The sequence below is a fragment of the Nonomuraea sp. NPDC049646 genome (genome assembly GCF_044465525.1).
Taxonomy (GTDB): Bacteria; Actinomycetota; Actinomycetes; order Streptosporangiales; family Streptosporangiaceae; genus Nonomuraea.
Genome location: NZ_JBITLU010000013.1, coordinates 186476 through 200914 on the forward strand (window position 1 = coordinate 186476; position 14439 = coordinate 200914).

Annotated in this window: 16 protein-coding genes and 1 pseudogene; 5 read left to right on the top strand and 12 right to left on the bottom strand. The window is 73.3% G+C overall.

Going from position 1 to position 14439, the window contains the following annotated elements; translation table 11 throughout:
* Nucleotides 1-40 precede the first annotated feature (40 nt).
* The 6 genes from ACIBQ8_RS34470 to ACIBQ8_RS34495 form a co-directional block, all read right to left on the bottom strand.
* A complete protein-coding gene (locus tag ACIBQ8_RS34470) occupies nt 41-451 on the bottom strand; it encodes a VOC family protein (RefSeq protein ID WP_397194055.1) in 411 nt (136 codons plus the stop codon).
* Between the two features lie 194 nt (nt 452-645).
* The gene (locus tag ACIBQ8_RS34475) at nt 646-1023 is read right to left on the bottom strand and encodes a GntR family transcriptional regulator (protein ID WP_364335224.1); all 378 of its coding nucleotides are present in this window, start codon (nt 1021-1023) and stop codon (nt 646-648) included.
* Nucleotides 1020-1847: a hypothetical protein gene (locus tag ACIBQ8_RS34480; protein ID WP_397194056.1), complete on the bottom strand. Its 828-nt coding sequence runs from the start codon at nt 1845-1847 to the stop codon at nt 1020-1022. The genes ACIBQ8_RS34475 and ACIBQ8_RS34480 overlap by 4 nt, the downstream gene beginning before the upstream one ends.
* Nucleotides 1848-1967: 120 nt before the next feature.
* Complete coding sequence (locus ACIBQ8_RS34485; RefSeq protein ID WP_397194057.1) at nt 1968-2657, bottom strand: DUF4097 family beta strand repeat-containing protein; 690 nt, start codon at nt 2655-2657, stop codon at nt 1968-1970.
* A gap of 155 nt (nt 2658-2812) precedes the next feature.
* A complete protein-coding gene (locus ACIBQ8_RS34490; protein ID WP_397174787.1) occupies nt 2813-3367 on the bottom strand; it encodes a hypothetical protein in 555 nt (184 codons plus the stop codon).
* 276 nt (nt 3368-3643) lie between these two features.
* On the bottom strand, nt 3644-4336 hold the full coding sequence (locus tag ACIBQ8_RS34495; RefSeq protein WP_397194058.1) for an SDR family oxidoreductase: 693 nt from the start codon (nt 4334-4336) through the stop codon (nt 3644-3646).
* A 91-nt stretch (nt 4337-4427) separates the two neighbouring features.
* On the opposite strand from ACIBQ8_RS34495, the gene ACIBQ8_RS34500 reads away from it, so the two are divergent.
* Both ACIBQ8_RS34500 and ACIBQ8_RS34505 read left to right on the top strand, forming a co-directional pair.
* Entirely contained in the window at nt 4428-5012 is a 585-nt protein-coding gene (locus tag ACIBQ8_RS34500; protein ID WP_397174791.1) for a TetR/AcrR family transcriptional regulator, read from the top strand.
* A gap of 42 nt (nt 5013-5054) precedes the next feature.
* Nucleotides 5055-5240 carry a hypothetical protein gene (locus ACIBQ8_RS34505; RefSeq protein WP_397194059.1) on the top strand — a complete coding sequence of 62 codons (186 nt, stop codon included), beginning with the start codon at nt 5055-5057 and terminating at the stop codon, nt 5238-5240.
* Nucleotides 5241-5505: 265 nt separating this feature from the next.
* On the opposite strand, the gene catA is transcribed toward ACIBQ8_RS34505, so the two are convergent.
* The 4 genes from catA to ACIBQ8_RS34525 form a co-directional block, all read right to left on the bottom strand.
* Nucleotides 5506-6174 carry a type A chloramphenicol O-acetyltransferase gene (gene catA / locus ACIBQ8_RS34510; protein ID WP_397194060.1) on the bottom strand — a complete coding sequence of 223 codons (669 nt, stop codon included), beginning with the start codon at nt 6172-6174 and terminating at the stop codon, nt 5506-5508.
* 102 nt (nt 6175-6276) lie between these two features.
* Nucleotides 6277-8322 carry a M48 family metalloprotease gene (locus ACIBQ8_RS34515; protein WP_397194061.1) on the bottom strand — a complete coding sequence of 682 codons (2046 nt, stop codon included), beginning with the start codon at nt 8320-8322 and terminating at the stop codon, nt 6277-6279.
* Nucleotides 8319-8762, bottom strand: a complete 444-nt coding sequence (locus ACIBQ8_RS34520) for a hypothetical protein (protein ID WP_397194062.1) — start codon at nt 8760-8762, stop codon at nt 8319-8321. Before ACIBQ8_RS34520 ends, ACIBQ8_RS34515 begins: the two co-directional genes overlap by 4 nt.
* A 121-nt stretch (nt 8763-8883) precedes the next feature.
* Nucleotides 8884-10116: a hypothetical protein gene (locus ACIBQ8_RS34525; RefSeq protein ID WP_397174803.1), complete on the bottom strand. Its 1233-nt coding sequence runs from the start codon at nt 10114-10116 to the stop codon at nt 8884-8886.
* A gap of 130 nt (nt 10117-10246) precedes the next feature.
* Between ACIBQ8_RS34525 and hemC the strand changes: the two genes are divergently transcribed.
* On the top strand, nt 10247-11182 hold the full coding sequence (gene hemC / locus ACIBQ8_RS34530; RefSeq protein WP_397174804.1) for a hydroxymethylbilane synthase: 936 nt from the start codon (nt 10247-10249) through the stop codon (nt 11180-11182).
* An 11-nt stretch (nt 11183-11193) separates the two neighbouring features.
* Here the strand turns inward: hemC and ACIBQ8_RS34535 are convergent, their stop codons facing one another.
* Entirely contained in the window at nt 11194-12069 is an 876-nt protein-coding gene (locus tag ACIBQ8_RS34535) for an alpha/beta fold hydrolase (protein WP_397194063.1), read from the bottom strand.
* Nucleotides 12070-12290: 221 nt separating this feature from the next.
* On the opposite strand from ACIBQ8_RS34535, the gene ACIBQ8_RS34540 reads away from it, so the two are divergent.
* Both ACIBQ8_RS34540 and ACIBQ8_RS34545 read left to right on the top strand, forming a co-directional pair.
* Nucleotides 12291-12806 carry a hypothetical protein gene (locus tag ACIBQ8_RS34540; protein ID WP_397194064.1) on the top strand — a complete coding sequence of 172 codons (516 nt, stop codon included), beginning with the start codon at nt 12291-12293 and terminating at the stop codon, nt 12804-12806.
* Nucleotides 12807-12915: 109 nt separating this feature from the next.
* A pseudogene (locus tag ACIBQ8_RS34545) lies at nt 12916-12984 on the top strand (nitroreductase family protein); the annotation flags it as partial.
* Between the two features lie 302 nt (nt 12985-13286).
* Here the strand turns inward: ACIBQ8_RS34545 and ACIBQ8_RS34550 are convergent.
* Nucleotides 13287-14417, bottom strand: a complete 1131-nt coding sequence (locus tag ACIBQ8_RS34550; protein ID WP_397194065.1) for a helix-turn-helix transcriptional regulator — start codon at nt 14415-14417, stop codon at nt 13287-13289.
* Between the last annotated feature and the right edge of the window lie 22 nt (nt 14418-14439).

Sequence of the window (14439 nt, forward strand, 5' to 3'; positions counted from 1 at the left end):
CCCTTCCGCTACAAGGTCATTCGCGAGTCACACAGCACTGCTAGGCGCGCTTGGGCCAGACGGGGCCCTGGTCGGTCCAGACGACCCCCTTGTTGCGGCACAGACAGAACGGGTGCCCGACGGGGTCGGTGTAGACGCGCCACCCGTAGCCGTTGGGCCCGATGAAATCCTGCTGCAGGGACGCCCCGAGGGCCAGGACGCGGCTCTGCTCGGCCTCGACGTCGTCGACCTCGAAGTCGAGGTGGAACTGCTTGGGGTGCTCGCTGTCGGGCCATTGCGGTGCGCGGTAGTCCTCCACGGGGTTGAAGGCCAGCTCGATCTCGCCGAACTGGATGCCGGCCCAGTTCTCGTGGCTGCCCTCCTTGACCGGGCGTCCCGTCACCGCGGAGTAGAAGGCCGCGAGTTTCATCGCGTCCGGGCAGTCGATGATGAAGTCGGTGAGTCGCAGCATTCGGCGATCTTGTCACAAGATCCGTCGGCGCTGTCGGCGGCCCGCGCCGTGGTCCCTGTGGGAGCGTCCGAAACGGTGTGAGCGCTATCCGGACGAGGAAACCAGGTTCACAAGGAGCTGAACCTCCAGCCGGTGCGTCGGCGTCATGCGCTCTCGGCCGCAGTGCCTGGTGGCGTGGCTTCGCGGCCGGAGCGTCATGGCGAGGCCGGCGCCACCGCGCCGGACGTCAGAGCCGCCTGCACGATGCGGAGCGCCTCGGCCGCGTCGAGGCCGACGCTGGCGATCACGGCGGCGTAGTCGGCGGCGGCCCGGCGGGCCCGTTCCCGGCCTTCCTCGCCGGCGGCTGACACGAACGAGCCCGCCCGCCCGCGCGTCTCGATCAGACCCGCCTCCTCCAGCTCCCGGTACGCCCGGCCGACCGTGTTGACGGCGAGACCGAGGTCGGCCGCCAGGTGGCGGATGGTCGGCAGCCGGGCGCCCACGGCCAGCGTGCGGTTCTGGATCTGCCGGGCGAGCTGGGCCCGCAACTGCTCGAACGGCGGGACCGGTGAGCCCGCATCGATGACGATCATCGCAGGCCCACCGCGCGCCGCGCCGTGGCCGCGTACGACGGCGTCCTGACCTGGACGGCGACCAGGGCGAGCACTCCCAGCACCAGGAAGCCCACCGAGGCGGCGCTCCACCACCCGGGCGCGAACCCGGACAGCAGCACCACCGGCAGCGCCCACAAAACGGGCGGCGCGGAACTCTCACGCGCGTCCTCGATCCGCATGACGACGTCGGCCGTCAGCGAGACCTCGTCCTCGGCCACGACGGGACGGGCCAGCATCTCGCGCAGTTGCAGGACGGCGCCGAGGGCGACTCCGGTCACGGCGACCAGCAGCACGACGGCGGCGTGCCGTGCGGTGCCCTCGGTGACGGTCAGCGCGCTCACCCCCAGCGCGAAGGCGCAGGCGAAGGTGGCGCCCGCCATGACGGCGTAGGGCCGTCCGAGCAGGGCGGCCCAGCCGAGCCGCACCGGATGGGTCACCCGTCGCGGCAGCGCGGCTCCGGCGCGCCGGTCGACGCGCCGCACCCAGGCGTCCAGCAGGATTTGGGTCAGCAGCAGCGCGACGATCGACCCGCTCAGCACCAGCATCGGCGCCAGCCGGTCCGACCCGGACCCGGACCCGTCGGCGGCTCCTGGCAGGGCGGCGACCTGCGCCAGGGAGGCCGCGATGATCAGCACGGCCAGCAGGACGCTGCCCAGCAGCCGCACCCGACGCCGCACCGCCAGCCGCGTGGCCAGCAACGGCGTCGGCGGGCCGTCGCTCAGGCCGTGCCGCCGCAGCCAGGTCTCGGCGCATCGGATGTCCGCGGGCGGCGGCCCGGCGTCGGACGTGGAAGCGTTCGTCATGCCTCCTCCTTTTGTCGCAAGCTTTGTAGCAACATGGTGCGTCATCACTTGCGACAAAGTCAACGCCCGGGAGGGGGAGCCCGTTACCCGGCGAAGAAGGTGGCGTGCACGAGGAGCCGGTTACCCGGCGGAGACAGTGATGTTGCCGGAACCCGTGGTCAGCGACATCTTGCGCGGCGAGGAGCCGTCCTTCTTGACCGAGACGTCGGCGTCCCCGGAGGCCGTGCTCGCCTTCACGTCGAAGGTCTCGTCGGGGACGGTCAGCTCGACGTCACCCGACCCGGCCGACAGCTCGACGCTCTCCGGCGCGACCGCGTACTTCAGGGTGACCTTGCCGGACCCCTCCTTGACCAGGAGCTTCTTGCCGCCCAGGCCGTCGCCCTTGATGTCGCCGGAGCCGGCCTTCAGGTCCAGAGGGCCGGTGAGCGACCTCAGCGTCAGATCACCCGAGCCGGCGTCCACGTCGACCGGCACCCCCTTGGGCACCTGCACCTGGTACTCGACCCCGCACGTTCCCCACGACTTCTCGCAGTCGTAGAAGACGGACAGCGTGCCGCCCTCCACCTTGTGCGCGGCGCGCGGCTTGTCGTTGCTCCAGTAGAGCCTCTCGGTCACGCTGACGTACGTCGCGTCCGACTCGGTGACGGTCACGTTCCCGCTGCCGCTTCTGAGGTGAAGCCGCTGCACCTTCTCCTTGACCTGGTACGTGCTGGTCTCCTCGTTCTTCGGTTTGCCGATGGCGTCCAGGCCGCACCCGGTCAGGAGCACCGCGGAGGCCAGCAGGCCGCCCGCGATCGCAGTGATCTTCATGCCGTCAATCCTGTCCGGACGTCCCGCGGCCCGCATCAGGGATGCCCCCGACAGGCCCCCGGGAAGAACCCGTACCTCCGACGCCCCCGTCCGTCCGCGAGTCCGCGCTCACTGCCACTGTCGGGAACGGGCACGCGCCGGGCAAGGTCGTCGCATCAGGCGGCGGCCTTCACGCCAGGACGGCAGCGGCGCACGTAGTACGCGCAGGTCAGTGCCAGCACCATGGGCCCCCACAGGTTGAGCGGGCTGATGCACACCTTCGCCAGGATCTCCCACCAGACGTTGTCGTAGGCGACCTCATCGACGACCCCCGCCCAGTGGAGCACCGTCTGCACCGGCAACACCGACAGGATCGCGCCCCCGGCCGCCGCGGGAACCACCGCAGCCATCGGCGGGACGGGCCGCCCCCCGGCAAGAGGCACCCAGGACGGGAAGACCTCGCCCCACCGGCGTACCAGCCCGATGCTCAGCAACGCCGCCAGCTCCGACAGCGTGCTGAGCCCGAAGATGTACGGAATTCTGATCCACAACGCCGGCATGTCCGTGTCGTGGATCTGGCCCATGTCGAAATCGAGGACGAACGGCAGCCGCCAGAGGCAGGAGGGCAGCACCAGAAGCGGCAGCGCGTAGGCGACCCGCAGCGCCCAGCGCGGGACCTGCCGCTCGGTGTCGCTCTCGGCGGGAGCCCGGTGCAGGAGTCTGATCGGCATGCTGCAACCGTGTCCGGGCCGCCGCCCCGGAAGATCACCTGAGCGGGTGAGCAGCCTCCCCCACCCGGGGGAGATCGACCTCCGGGCCGAGGCCGCCGAGGCCCCCGGATGGTCAGCGGCGCCCGTCGAGGAGGGCAGTGGAGGTCGCGGAAGAGGGCGTCGCGCACGCGGCCACCCGGCTCGCCGACCTGATGAGCCTGCACTGCGAGACGCATTACGGCCCGCATGGCTGCGCGCTGATCGACGGGGTCGAAGCCGGCCGGCTCGCGCGGGCGATCAGCCGCCGGTCGGGACGGGTCCTCGCGCCAGAGCCTGACGGATCCGGCGGGTGAGGTCGTCGGCCAGGATCTCGGCCTGGCCGGTGGCGATTCCGTCGAGTGCCTGGGTGGCGACGTCGGCGGGGTCGGCCTTGGGGACGCCGTCCAGTCCGGCGGTCATGTCGGTGTCCATGAAGCCGACATGGAGTGCCGAGACGCTGATCCCCCTGGGCTGGAGTTCCTCGCGGGTCGCGTCGGTCAGTGCCCACGCGGCCGCCTTCGCCGCCGCGTACGCACCGGCCCGCGCCGGGTGCAGCCACGAGATCACCGACAGGATGTTCAGGATCGCGCCCCCGCCGTTGGCCTCGATGACCGGTGCGAAGGCTCTGGTGACGGCGAGGGGGCCGTAGAAGTTCGTCTCCAGTTCGCGGCGCACCGCGTCGAGGTCGCCGCCGATGAGCGGCGTGCCGGTGGAGATCCCGGCGTTGTTGATCAGGAGGTTCGCGTCGGTGGCGATCCGCGCGGCGGCCCGGATGGACGCGTGGTCGGTGACGTCGAGGAGCAGCGGGGTGACTCCTGGCAGGTCCAGGTCGCCGGGACGGCGGACGGCCGCGTAGACCGATGCGCCGCGTTCCAGCAGTTGTGCGGCCAGGTGGCGTCCCAGACCCCGGTTCGCGCCGGTGACCACCGCGACTGCGCCGTTCAGATTCATGCTGCCTCCTTGAGAGAAGATAGATTATGAACGCAATCTATCTGTCGCAGCATAGAATAGATGACGACTGACATCCGGCAAGGAGGCGCAGATGGGACGCGGATCACAGGCGCAGGCGCGGCAGAACCGCCTGCGGGTCGTCGACACGGCGTCCCGGCTCTTCCGTGAGCAGGGCACCGAGGTCAGCGTCGCCGACCTGATGAAGGCCGCGGGTCTGACCCACGGCGGCTTCTACAAGCAGTTCGCCTCCAAGGAGGCCCTCATCGGCGAGGCGACCGCGCATGCCTTCGACGAGCAGGCCGACGTCCGGGCCGCCGCGCTCGAACGGCACGCGGGAGATCGCGAAGCCGCTCAGCGGGCGTTCGTGGACGGCTATCTCTCCGCCGCGCACCGCGACAACGCCGCCGACGGCTGCCCCGTCGCCGGACTCGCCGCCGACATCGCCCGCGGTCACGGGGACGCCGAGGCGCGCCGCGTGTTCACCGAGCAGGTCGGCGACACCGCGGCCTGGCTCGAAACCGCCGACCAGGACGGCCTGGCACGGCTGTGCACCATGGTCGGCGCCCTCGTCCTGGCCCGCGCCACCGCGGGCCACCCGCTGTCGGAGGACATCCTCGCCGCCGCGCGCACGGCACTGACCGGCGACCAAAGCCAAGATCACCCTCATCGGGAGTAGGCAGGCAGGCCGGGCGCGGCATGGCCCACCATGCGGCGGGCCGTGCGCACCGCCGTACGGGCCTTCGGCTTCGAGGGGCCGGCCGCGCTGAGCCTGGCGCAGCTGATCGACGACCCGGGGCGCGAACCCGGCGTCCACCCGCCCGAGGCGGCGATCGACCACGAGCGGCTCTTCGCCGACCTGGCCCGGTGGACCGGTTCGGTGCAGGTCGCCGTGGAGACGGCGTGACGGCCCGTCAGGCGCCGACGGTCGGCGCCCTGGCCCGGGCGCCGGGCCAGGGCCGGGGGAGCAGCTCGGGGGAAGCAGCGGGTCGGCCTCCATCGCCCGGGTGAACTCCGCGGCGCGGACGCCCCGGACGGGTCCGACGGTTCGGCGTGCTCCTGGAGGAACCGGAGCCGGGGCTCCGCCACCTCGGCGAGCCGGTCGTAACGTGCGGCGATCTCGCCCGGCGGCCACTGGCCGGGGCGGAGGTCAGTGGCAGGTCAGCGCCGGTTCAGGAGGCCGGGCTCCCGTCGACCCAGGACGGGTCCGCGACCAGGGTCCGGAGCTCGTTCACGAGCCGGGCGGAGTGGAACCCGTCGGCGGCGGCGTGGTGCACCTGGAGCGCGAGGGGGAGCAGCACCCGGCCGTCGCGCTCGGTGTACCGGCCGAGGGTGAAGATGGGTGCGAGGTGGTCCCAGTTGTCGCCGATGTTGAGGTTGAACCCGGTGAAGGACGTCCACGGCAGGCTCGACACGTCGAACGTGTTGGCCGGCAGCGTCCCCTGCGGGAAGAACTCGGCGGCGCGGGCGTGCTCGGCGAGCAGGGGAGCGGCGACGTCGTGGAAGGCGGCGAAGTCGGGGTCGTAGGGCGCCCACACGCACGCGAACGTCTCACGGTCGGGGTTGAAGACCGTGAAGGCCGGATGCACGACGGGCCAGACGGCCGGGTCGCCCGAGGCGGTCAGGCACATCCGGAACTCGTCGTGCCGGTTGACGACCGTGGCGATCGCCCAGACCTGCGCGAGGTAGGACTTGCGTCGCGACCGGCCGAGCGCCGCCGCGAACGCGGTGACGTCGATCTCCACCGTCATGGAGTACGTGCACGGCACGGCCCGGCGGTAGTGCTCGAAGTGCTGCCGGCGCGGCCAGGTCACGGTGTCGATCGGGATGGGGGCGTCCATGCCGCCATCATCCCAACCACCGGCCAGGACCGAACGCCGGCCCCGACGGATACGGTCACCTGCGTGAGCACTTGGTAGCGTCCGGTGGGCCCGCACCAGGGCTCACCCTGGTGCGGGCACACCGGGGACCGGGGCCGGGTCGCCGCGTACGGGCAGCAGGCGGGCCGGCAGGGCGGTGGCCAGCGCGGCGATCAGCGCGGCCTCCAGCATGCGCGCCAGGATGATCATGTGGATCTGCCACGGCAGCGCCGCCCGCAAGGGCAGCCACACCAGCTCCAGCGCGAGGGCGTAGAGCACCGCCGCGGCCAGCCCCGCCAGCATGCCCTTCGCGACGGGCGACGTGCCGGACAACCCGGCCACGCAGGCCGCCAGGGCGGCGCCCGCGGCGGCTCCGGTCGCGATGACGTCCGACAACGCGGTGCCGGAGCTCTGGAAGACGTAGCCGTTGACCGTGCCCGACACCATCGCCGTGACCAGTGCCGCGGCGGCCGCGCAGCCCACCGCCAGGGCGACGCGGCCGGTGCGCCGGGGCGCGGGCGGGCGGCGTTCGCCGAGGGTGAGGAACCGTACCGCCATCGGGGCCAGCATGAGCAGGACGACGGCGAGCAGCAGCAGGACGCCCGCCGACAGGCGGGAGTCCATCATGATCTGCGCGCTGATCAGCACCTGCGCCAGCGGGTCGGAAACAGCGGGATACCGCTGGACGTGGGCGATGATGATGTCGGCCTGCAGGTCGTAGAACGCCCGCGCGCCCAGCGTCACGACCACCGCGATCAGCGACAGCGGCCCGAGCGCCGACCGCAGCCCGTGCACCCTCGGCGCCCACACCCGCGCCACCCACCGCACCCACACCCCCAGCAGCAGGCCCGCCATCGCCAGCACCACCAGCCCGGCGAGCTGCACCGACACGGGGAAGGGCGCCAGCGCGTGGTCCGTCATCCTGCTCGGGGCCAGCACCCAGCCGCCCGCCAGCCCCACGGCCAGGCCCAGCGGCACGTGCACCGCGTCGGGGCGCGCCCCCACGGCCCGCAACGCCCGCAACCCCAGCGCGACGGCCAGCAGCAGGGCGAACACCTCCGCCGGCCACGGCAGCGTGTTGGTGCGTCCCTGCGCGGTCAGCGACGCGGCCGGATCCATGGTCAGGGAGAAACAGCCGCCCAGCGCCAGCGGGAAGACGAAACCCTGGCGCACCAGCGGCTCCTGATCCTCCAGCGCGGCCCGGCGGACGGCGAGATGCGGATGGGTGCGCACCCGCAGCGACACCGGCCACCGGCGCGGCGCCGGCGCCCGGTCGAACACGCGGCGCAGCGGCGTCGCGTCCCGCTCCCAGGACAACACGCGGGCGTCGGCCATCAGCTCGCGCGACTGCAGCACCACCGAACGGGTCAGCCACGACAACACCGCCAGCCCGGCGATCTGGGCGGCGAACAGCCATGACAGCGCCGCGCGCGCCCCGAACGGCATCTGCTCCGACCGCAGGAACGGCGCCTGCCCCGACAGCACCCCGTTCACGGCGGCCAGCAGGCCCGGCACGAGGATCACCGCGGCGTAGGACCGCCACATCGCCAGCGTCACCGCCGTGATGTTCAGGTCCCGGTTGCGCACGTGCGCCAGCTCGTGCAGCACCACCGCCCGGAACAGCGGCCGGTCGCGCTCGAACGACAGCCAGGTGCCCCGGCTGATCACCACGTACCGGCGCCCGGCCCGGCCGAAGGCCAGCCCGGCCACCGCGGGGTCGAGCACGTCGAGCAGGAAGACGACCCGGCGCCCGCCGAGCACCTCCGCCGCCATCCGCCGCAACTCCTCGCCGACCTCGCCGCCGACCGGACGCAGCCGCCGGCGGCGGATCCGCCAGGCCGGGCCGAACCAGTACTGCAGCCCGGTGAGCAGGACGAGCGTCGCGAAGCAGAGCAGCACGCCGAGCCGGAGATCCTGGTGGGCCCCGCGGCTCATCACCTCGCAGGCGGGATCGTCCAGGCCCTTCAGCGCCGCGAGCTGGCACGCCTCCCTGACCTTCGCCGGGACCTCCGCCCCCTGCACCGACAGCAGGTCGAAGATCCCCGGCCGGTAGATCGCGGTCGTCGCGAACGCCAGGCTGATCAGCAGGACGAACGCGGACGTGGTGGCCGACGGCAGACGGCCGCTCATGACGGGTTGCGGGCCAGCTCGCTCACCACCGCGTCGGCCAGCGCGTCGGCCTGCGCCTGCGACATGCCCATCCGGCGCGCCTTCTGGTAGGCGACCTTGCGGATCTCCGTCAGCCGGGCCGGCGGCAACGGCGGCGGCCCCGACGCCGGCGCGTCGGGCAGCTCCCGCGGACGGCGGCGCAACCGGCCGATCAGCCGGCCGGTCCACGAGCCGACGTCCTTGCCCACGTCCGCCAGCACCGTGGTGACGACGCCGGAGACGATCGCCGTCACCAGCAGCTCGTCCACCCCCGGCAACCCGAAACCGAGCGGATCCCGATGCGACCTCGGCCTGCTCCGGCCGCCGAGCGCGTCCCAGGTCTGGTCGAACAGCGGCAGTTCGGCGGGAGCGATCCTGGTCACGACCCGGCGGCTGAGATCCTTGGCGAACGCATCGGACACCTAGGCCTCCAACAGGAGAATTCCGTTGCCAGAAATATAGGCAGCTCCGATGCCGGATGTCCTTGGATACGCCCGGCCCGGCCCGTCTCGCGGCGCCTTTCTCCCGTGGCCCGTCCGATGACTAGTCGCCGTGGAGCCCGTCGGGGTCGCAGTAGTCGATCTCGTCCGTCGGCTTGAAGTCGGCCACGATGATCTCGCGCCGGAACGGCCCGCCGCTCGGCATCTCCTCGGCGGACGCCTCGAAGGTGAAGCGCTGCATGGGCCGCAGCAGCCGACCGGCGATGACCACCGGCCTGCGCACCGAATAGATGGCGGGGAACGGGCAGCAGTAGTAGCTCCCGAGCGGCTTGCCCGCCGCGTCGACGGCGTAGGCGATGGCGCCGTCCCGGAAGGCGGCGTCGATCTGCGCCTGGATGTGCAGCGTGGCGGCCGGGTCGGGGTCGTACTCCCACATCTCCTTGACGGCCTGCCGGGCCTTGGGGTCGGCCTGCCAGTAGTCCCGCCGTTGCGGGTCGGTCAGGCACCAGGGGTCGAGGTCGCGCAGGTTCGCCTCAAGAGACCGGTACGTCGCCGCGGGCCTGGTGGCGGTGGTCCGGTAGGTGGCGATGTGCCTGGGCATGGCGATGAGCTGGCCCACGTGGTAGTAGAGCTCCAGGGACCGCTGCAGCCGTTGCTCGATCGCCTCGTGCAGGCTCGGCTGCGGATCGGCCTTGAGCAGCCCCTCGGCGTAGTCGGCGGCGGTGGCGGCCTCGGCCACGAGCTGGCGCAGCCGCTGCAGGTCGGCCTGGTGGTCGTGGTCGTCGGCGACGGTCTGCTCGAACACGCCGAAGGCCACTTCGGCGTGCTGCCGGATCGCGCGGGTGGCGGCCAGCATGCCGTGCAGGTGGGGCAGCGGGCACGGGTCCGCCTCGGCCCATTCGGGCAGGTCGGCGGGTAGCTGGAGCTCTGTCTCGACCAGATAGCGGGTGTTGCCGGCGGCCTGCCGGGCGCGCGACACCCAGCCTTCCACCTGGGCGAAGCAGGCGGCCACCTGCCGGCTGGTGACCGGCGGCACGTAGCCGGCGGTGCGCGGGTCGGCGCTGTAGTCGGAGTCGAGCAGCTGCTCGCCGATGGTCTGCAGCACGAACGCGTTCCAGGTGCACAGCAGCTGCCCGGAGGCGGACTGCGGGCCGTGCCAGAGGTTGACGCCTTCCTGGACCAGGCGTAAGCGCAGCTCCTCGGCGCGCTCCAGCTCGGTGTAGACCAGGCCCCCGGCCCGCCGGTAGGCCTCCAGCTCGTCCGCGCGGACCTCGCCCTTGTACGCCGCGAGCATCCGCGTCATCAGCGTCGGCCGCGCCGGATCATTGGCCATCATGTACGTCCCCGTCCTCTTCCCCGTGACATCTGGTGATCCGTACCCTAAGCCGCCGTCCCCTCGGCGGGCCATCCATGGCGAGCTGCCGGATCGGCCCGCGGCGCAGGGGGCGACGCCCTACGATCGGGGGATGGCCGTCCCTGAGCTGATCCGCATCGTGACGCGTTCCTCTCCCATGGCGCTCGCCCAGGTCGAGCGCGTCCGGCGGGAGCTGGCCGGCCTGCATCCCGGCATCCGCACCGAGGTCGTGCCGGTCACCACGTCCGGCGACCGGTGGCAGGGGGCGCTGTCGGCGCTCGGCGGCAAGGGCGCCTTCACCAAAGAGGTCGACGAGGCGCTCCTGGCCGGCCGGGCCGACCTGGCGGTCCACTGCATGAAGGACGTGCCCGCCGACCGCCCGCTGCCGGCCGGCACGGTGTTCGCGGCCTTCCTCAAGCGTGACGACCTGCGCGACGCGCTCGTGCACCCCGGCGGCCTGAAGCTGGACGCGCTGCCCGAGGGCACCCGGATCGGCACGTCGTCGGTGCGGCGCGTGGCCCAGCTCGCCGCGTCGCACCCGCGGCTGCGCTGCGTGCCGATGCGCGGCAACGCCAACCGGCGCCTGGAGAAGCTGGACGCGGGCGAGGCCGACGCGCTGCTGCTGGCGGTGGCCGGGCTGGAGCGCATCGGCCGGCCGGACCGGATCACCGAGGCGCTGTCGCTGGAGACGATGTGCCCGCCGATCGGCGCGGGCGTGCTGGCCCTGCAGTGCAGGGAGGACGATCCGGCGACCGTCGACGCGGTCGCCGGGCTGGGGCATGCCGACACGTGGCGGGAGATCACGGCGGAGCGCATGCTGCTGCACGTGCTCCAGGGCCACTGCAACTCGCCCATCGCCGGCCACGCCCGCGCCGAGCGCGACGGCCGGCTGTCGTTGCGCGCCCGGGTCTTCTCCCCCGACGGCAAGCGCGTGCTCGACGCGCACGAGTGGGCCGGCCCGCTCGACCCGGCGACGCTCGGCACGTCCGTCGCGGTCGCGCTGCTCCGCCAGGGCGCCCGGGAACTGATCGACACCATCCCCCACTGACGGCGGGCCGCCTACGCGGTGCCGGTCGCCAGCGCGTCCTGGTCGCGGAGGGGTTCGTCGCCGTGCAGCAGCCACTCCAGCGTGGCGGGGGTGGCGTCGAAGTGCCCGGCGTGCCCGGCGCCGGGCTGGACGGTGAGGGTGGCGGTGGGGATGCGGGCGGCGAGCCAGCGGGCGTGCGCGACCGGCACGACCCCGTCCAGCTCGCCGTGCCACAGCCGGACCGGAACGGTGATGGAGGCGGGGTCCACCCCCCAGGGGGTGCCGAAGAGGGCGATGACGTCGTCGGCCCAGCCGCCGAGCCCCGGACGGACCGCCTCGGCGTACGCGGCCGCCAACATGGCGCTGACCTCCGGACGCGTCAGGACGGCGGCCTCGAACGGCGGCAACTGCGGCGGCCCGGACGAGTCCGCCCCCAGGTGGGCGATCATGGCGTCGCGGTCCTGGAGCGCGACGGCGGCGCTGCGCCGGTTGCCCTCCATCATCCCGGCCGTCCAGTCCAGGCCCTCGGCGTCACGCGGGGCCAGGGACGCCAGCGTGGCGACCCGGACGGCCCGGCCTGGATGGCGGGCGGCGAACGCCAGCGCGTGCGGCCCGCCGCCGGAGACCCCGTAGACGGCGAACTCGTCGAGGCCGAGCGCGTCGGCCACGGCGGCGACGTCGTCCGCGCCGTCCACGACGCGCCGCCCCGGCAGCGGGGTCGAGCCGCCGAGGCCGGGGCGGTCGAAGGTGATCAGCCGGATGCCGAGCCTGGTGTACAGGGAGTCGTCGGGGTGGCGGGCCAGGCGTCCCACGGGGGTGCCGTGCAGGTAGAAGACGGGGGTCCCGTCGGGGACGCCCCACTGCTCCACGGCAAGGGCGCGGCCGTCTCGCGTGATCACTGTGTGCACTCCGCCACGGTAGCCATCACCGGCACTCGCGCACCGAGGGTTTCATTTCCGGCGAAACGGATTAATCGTCAGTCGGAGGCGGAATCGCCCGGGTCGGCGAAGGGGCTTCCGGGGCGTGGTGCTGGTCGTCGAGGTGCGCGAGGGAATGGCGGTTTTCCACAGGAAAGGCGGAGGGACTTCGCCATGGTCGCGGAACGCGGGTGGTCCATAGCGTTGGGCGGGTGCTCACAGACATCGTCGCCGCGGTCTGCCTCGCGCTGCCGCTCGCGTCCGGCCCGGCCGTGCCCCCGGATCGGGGGTACGGCATCGCGGTCATGGCGAACACCGGGACGGCCTTCGGTGACGCCCGCGCCCTCATGGACGGCCTGGTCGCCCTGGTCGAGGGAGGCACACCCGAGATCCCCTCCTCGCCGCCCTACCTCGTCACCGACATCCTGTTCGTCCTGCTGGCCCTGGCGACCGTCGGGCTGGCCGTGCGGGGCGTGGCCCGCTCCCGGCGCTGGGCCGTCGTGTGCGCGGGGTGGCGGCGGTGGCGGCTGCTGCCGCTGCCGGCCCCGCTCGCGCTGTGCGTCACGATCGTCCCGATCATGCGGGTGCTCCTGCGGGGTGGCGACATCATGTGGATCCAGGTGGTCTGTCGCTACCCGACGTTCATGATCTGGTTGGTGACGGCCGCGGTCGCGGGCACGACGGTGACGGCCGCACGGCTCCACGACGTCGCCCGCACGGGCAGCTGAGCGAGCGGGCGAGAGGGCGTGAGGGCATGGACGTGTACGAAGCCGTGGACGGCCGCCGGGCGGTGCGGGCGTTCAGCGACGAGCCGGTCCCCAAGGAGGTGCTCGAACGGTGCTGACCGCCGCGGCGCGGGCACCGTCGAGCGGGAACCTCCAGCCGTGGCGGCTGTACGTCGTGGCCGGCGAGCCGCTGGCCGAGCTGAAACGGCGGGCGACGGCCAGGGCGCAGGCCGGGGACCCGGGTGACGAGCGGGAGTACCCGATGTACCCGGCCGGGCTGACCTCGCCGTACCTGGACCGCTTCGCCGCCGTGGCCGACCAGCGGTACAGGGCGCTGGGGATCGAGCGCGACGACCCCGACCGGCCCAGGAGGATTCTGTGGTGTCGCGGTGGGGTTCGAGCGGGAGGGCGTGCCGCGGCTGCGTACCGGGCGGGCGGACCTGGCGGAGACGGTGAGCTTCGTCGGAGTGTGACGCCGGGCGGTCAGGCTCGGCGGGCGCGGGCGCGGGCGCGGGCGGCGAGGCGGTCGGCGGCGGCGAGGACGAGGTCGCGCAGTTCGCCGGGACGCTCGATGACGAACGGCCGGTCGAGCGCGGCGAGCACGGCGGGCAGCCAGTCGAGCCGCTCGGCCCGCAGCTCGACACGCCACCAGCGCTCGCCCGCCGACCCGGCCTCCCCGGCCTCCCCGGCGGGCTCGTCGGCGAGGGCGACTGCGGTGCCGTCCGCGGGCTCCCTGGCGGGCTCGTCGGCGGTGCCGTCCGCGGTGCCGGCGGCGATCTCTTCCAGGGTGGCGACAGAGGCGGGCAGGCGGGTGCGGAGGTGCTCGGCCGTCCCGTGGATCCGCAGGGTCACCTCGTGCCGGTAGGACGCGGTGGCGAACCCTGACAGGACCTGCTGCGCCGGATCCGGCGCGGCGCGTCCGGCCGGCGCCTCGAACGAGCCGGGCAGGGCCCGGGCGTCCGCGACGCGGTCCAGGCGGAAGGTCCGGTTCTCGCCGACGCCGGGGTCCTCGCCGGTGACGTACCAGCGGCCCGCGTGGCTGACGATCCCGTACGGGTGCAGCGTGCGGTCGCTGCGCCGGCCGGCGCGGTCGGCGTACCGGATCGAGACGGGCCGGCGGTGGCGTACGGCGTCGGCGATCGTGAGCAGGACGGCGGCGTCCGGGCCGGCGGGCCCGGCGGGCGGGCCGGTGAAGGCGAGGGACTCCATGAGCGCGTCGAGCCTGCGGACGAGCCGTTCGGGCAGCACCCGGCGGATCTTCGCGGCCGCCGTCTCGCTCGCCGTGCCACTCACTGCGCCGCTCGCCGTCTCGCTCGCGGTGTCGCCCGCGTCGCCGGCCGCACGGCGGTTGGCGATCAGGCCGAGCAGCACGGCCAGCGCCTCGTCGTCGTCGAGCATGAGCGGCGGCAGGCGGTAGCCGCGGGCGAGGCGGTAGCCGCCGTAACGGCCGCGCACCGACTCGACCGGCAGCCCGAGGTCGACGAGCTGACCGACGTACCGCCGCACGGTACGGCCGTCCACGCCGAGCCGGTCGGCCAGCTCGGCCATCGTCCGGACGCCGCCCGACTGCAACAACTCCAGGAGCGTGAGCACACGACCGGTGGGTGGCGACATGAATCCGAGCCTATGGCGAATA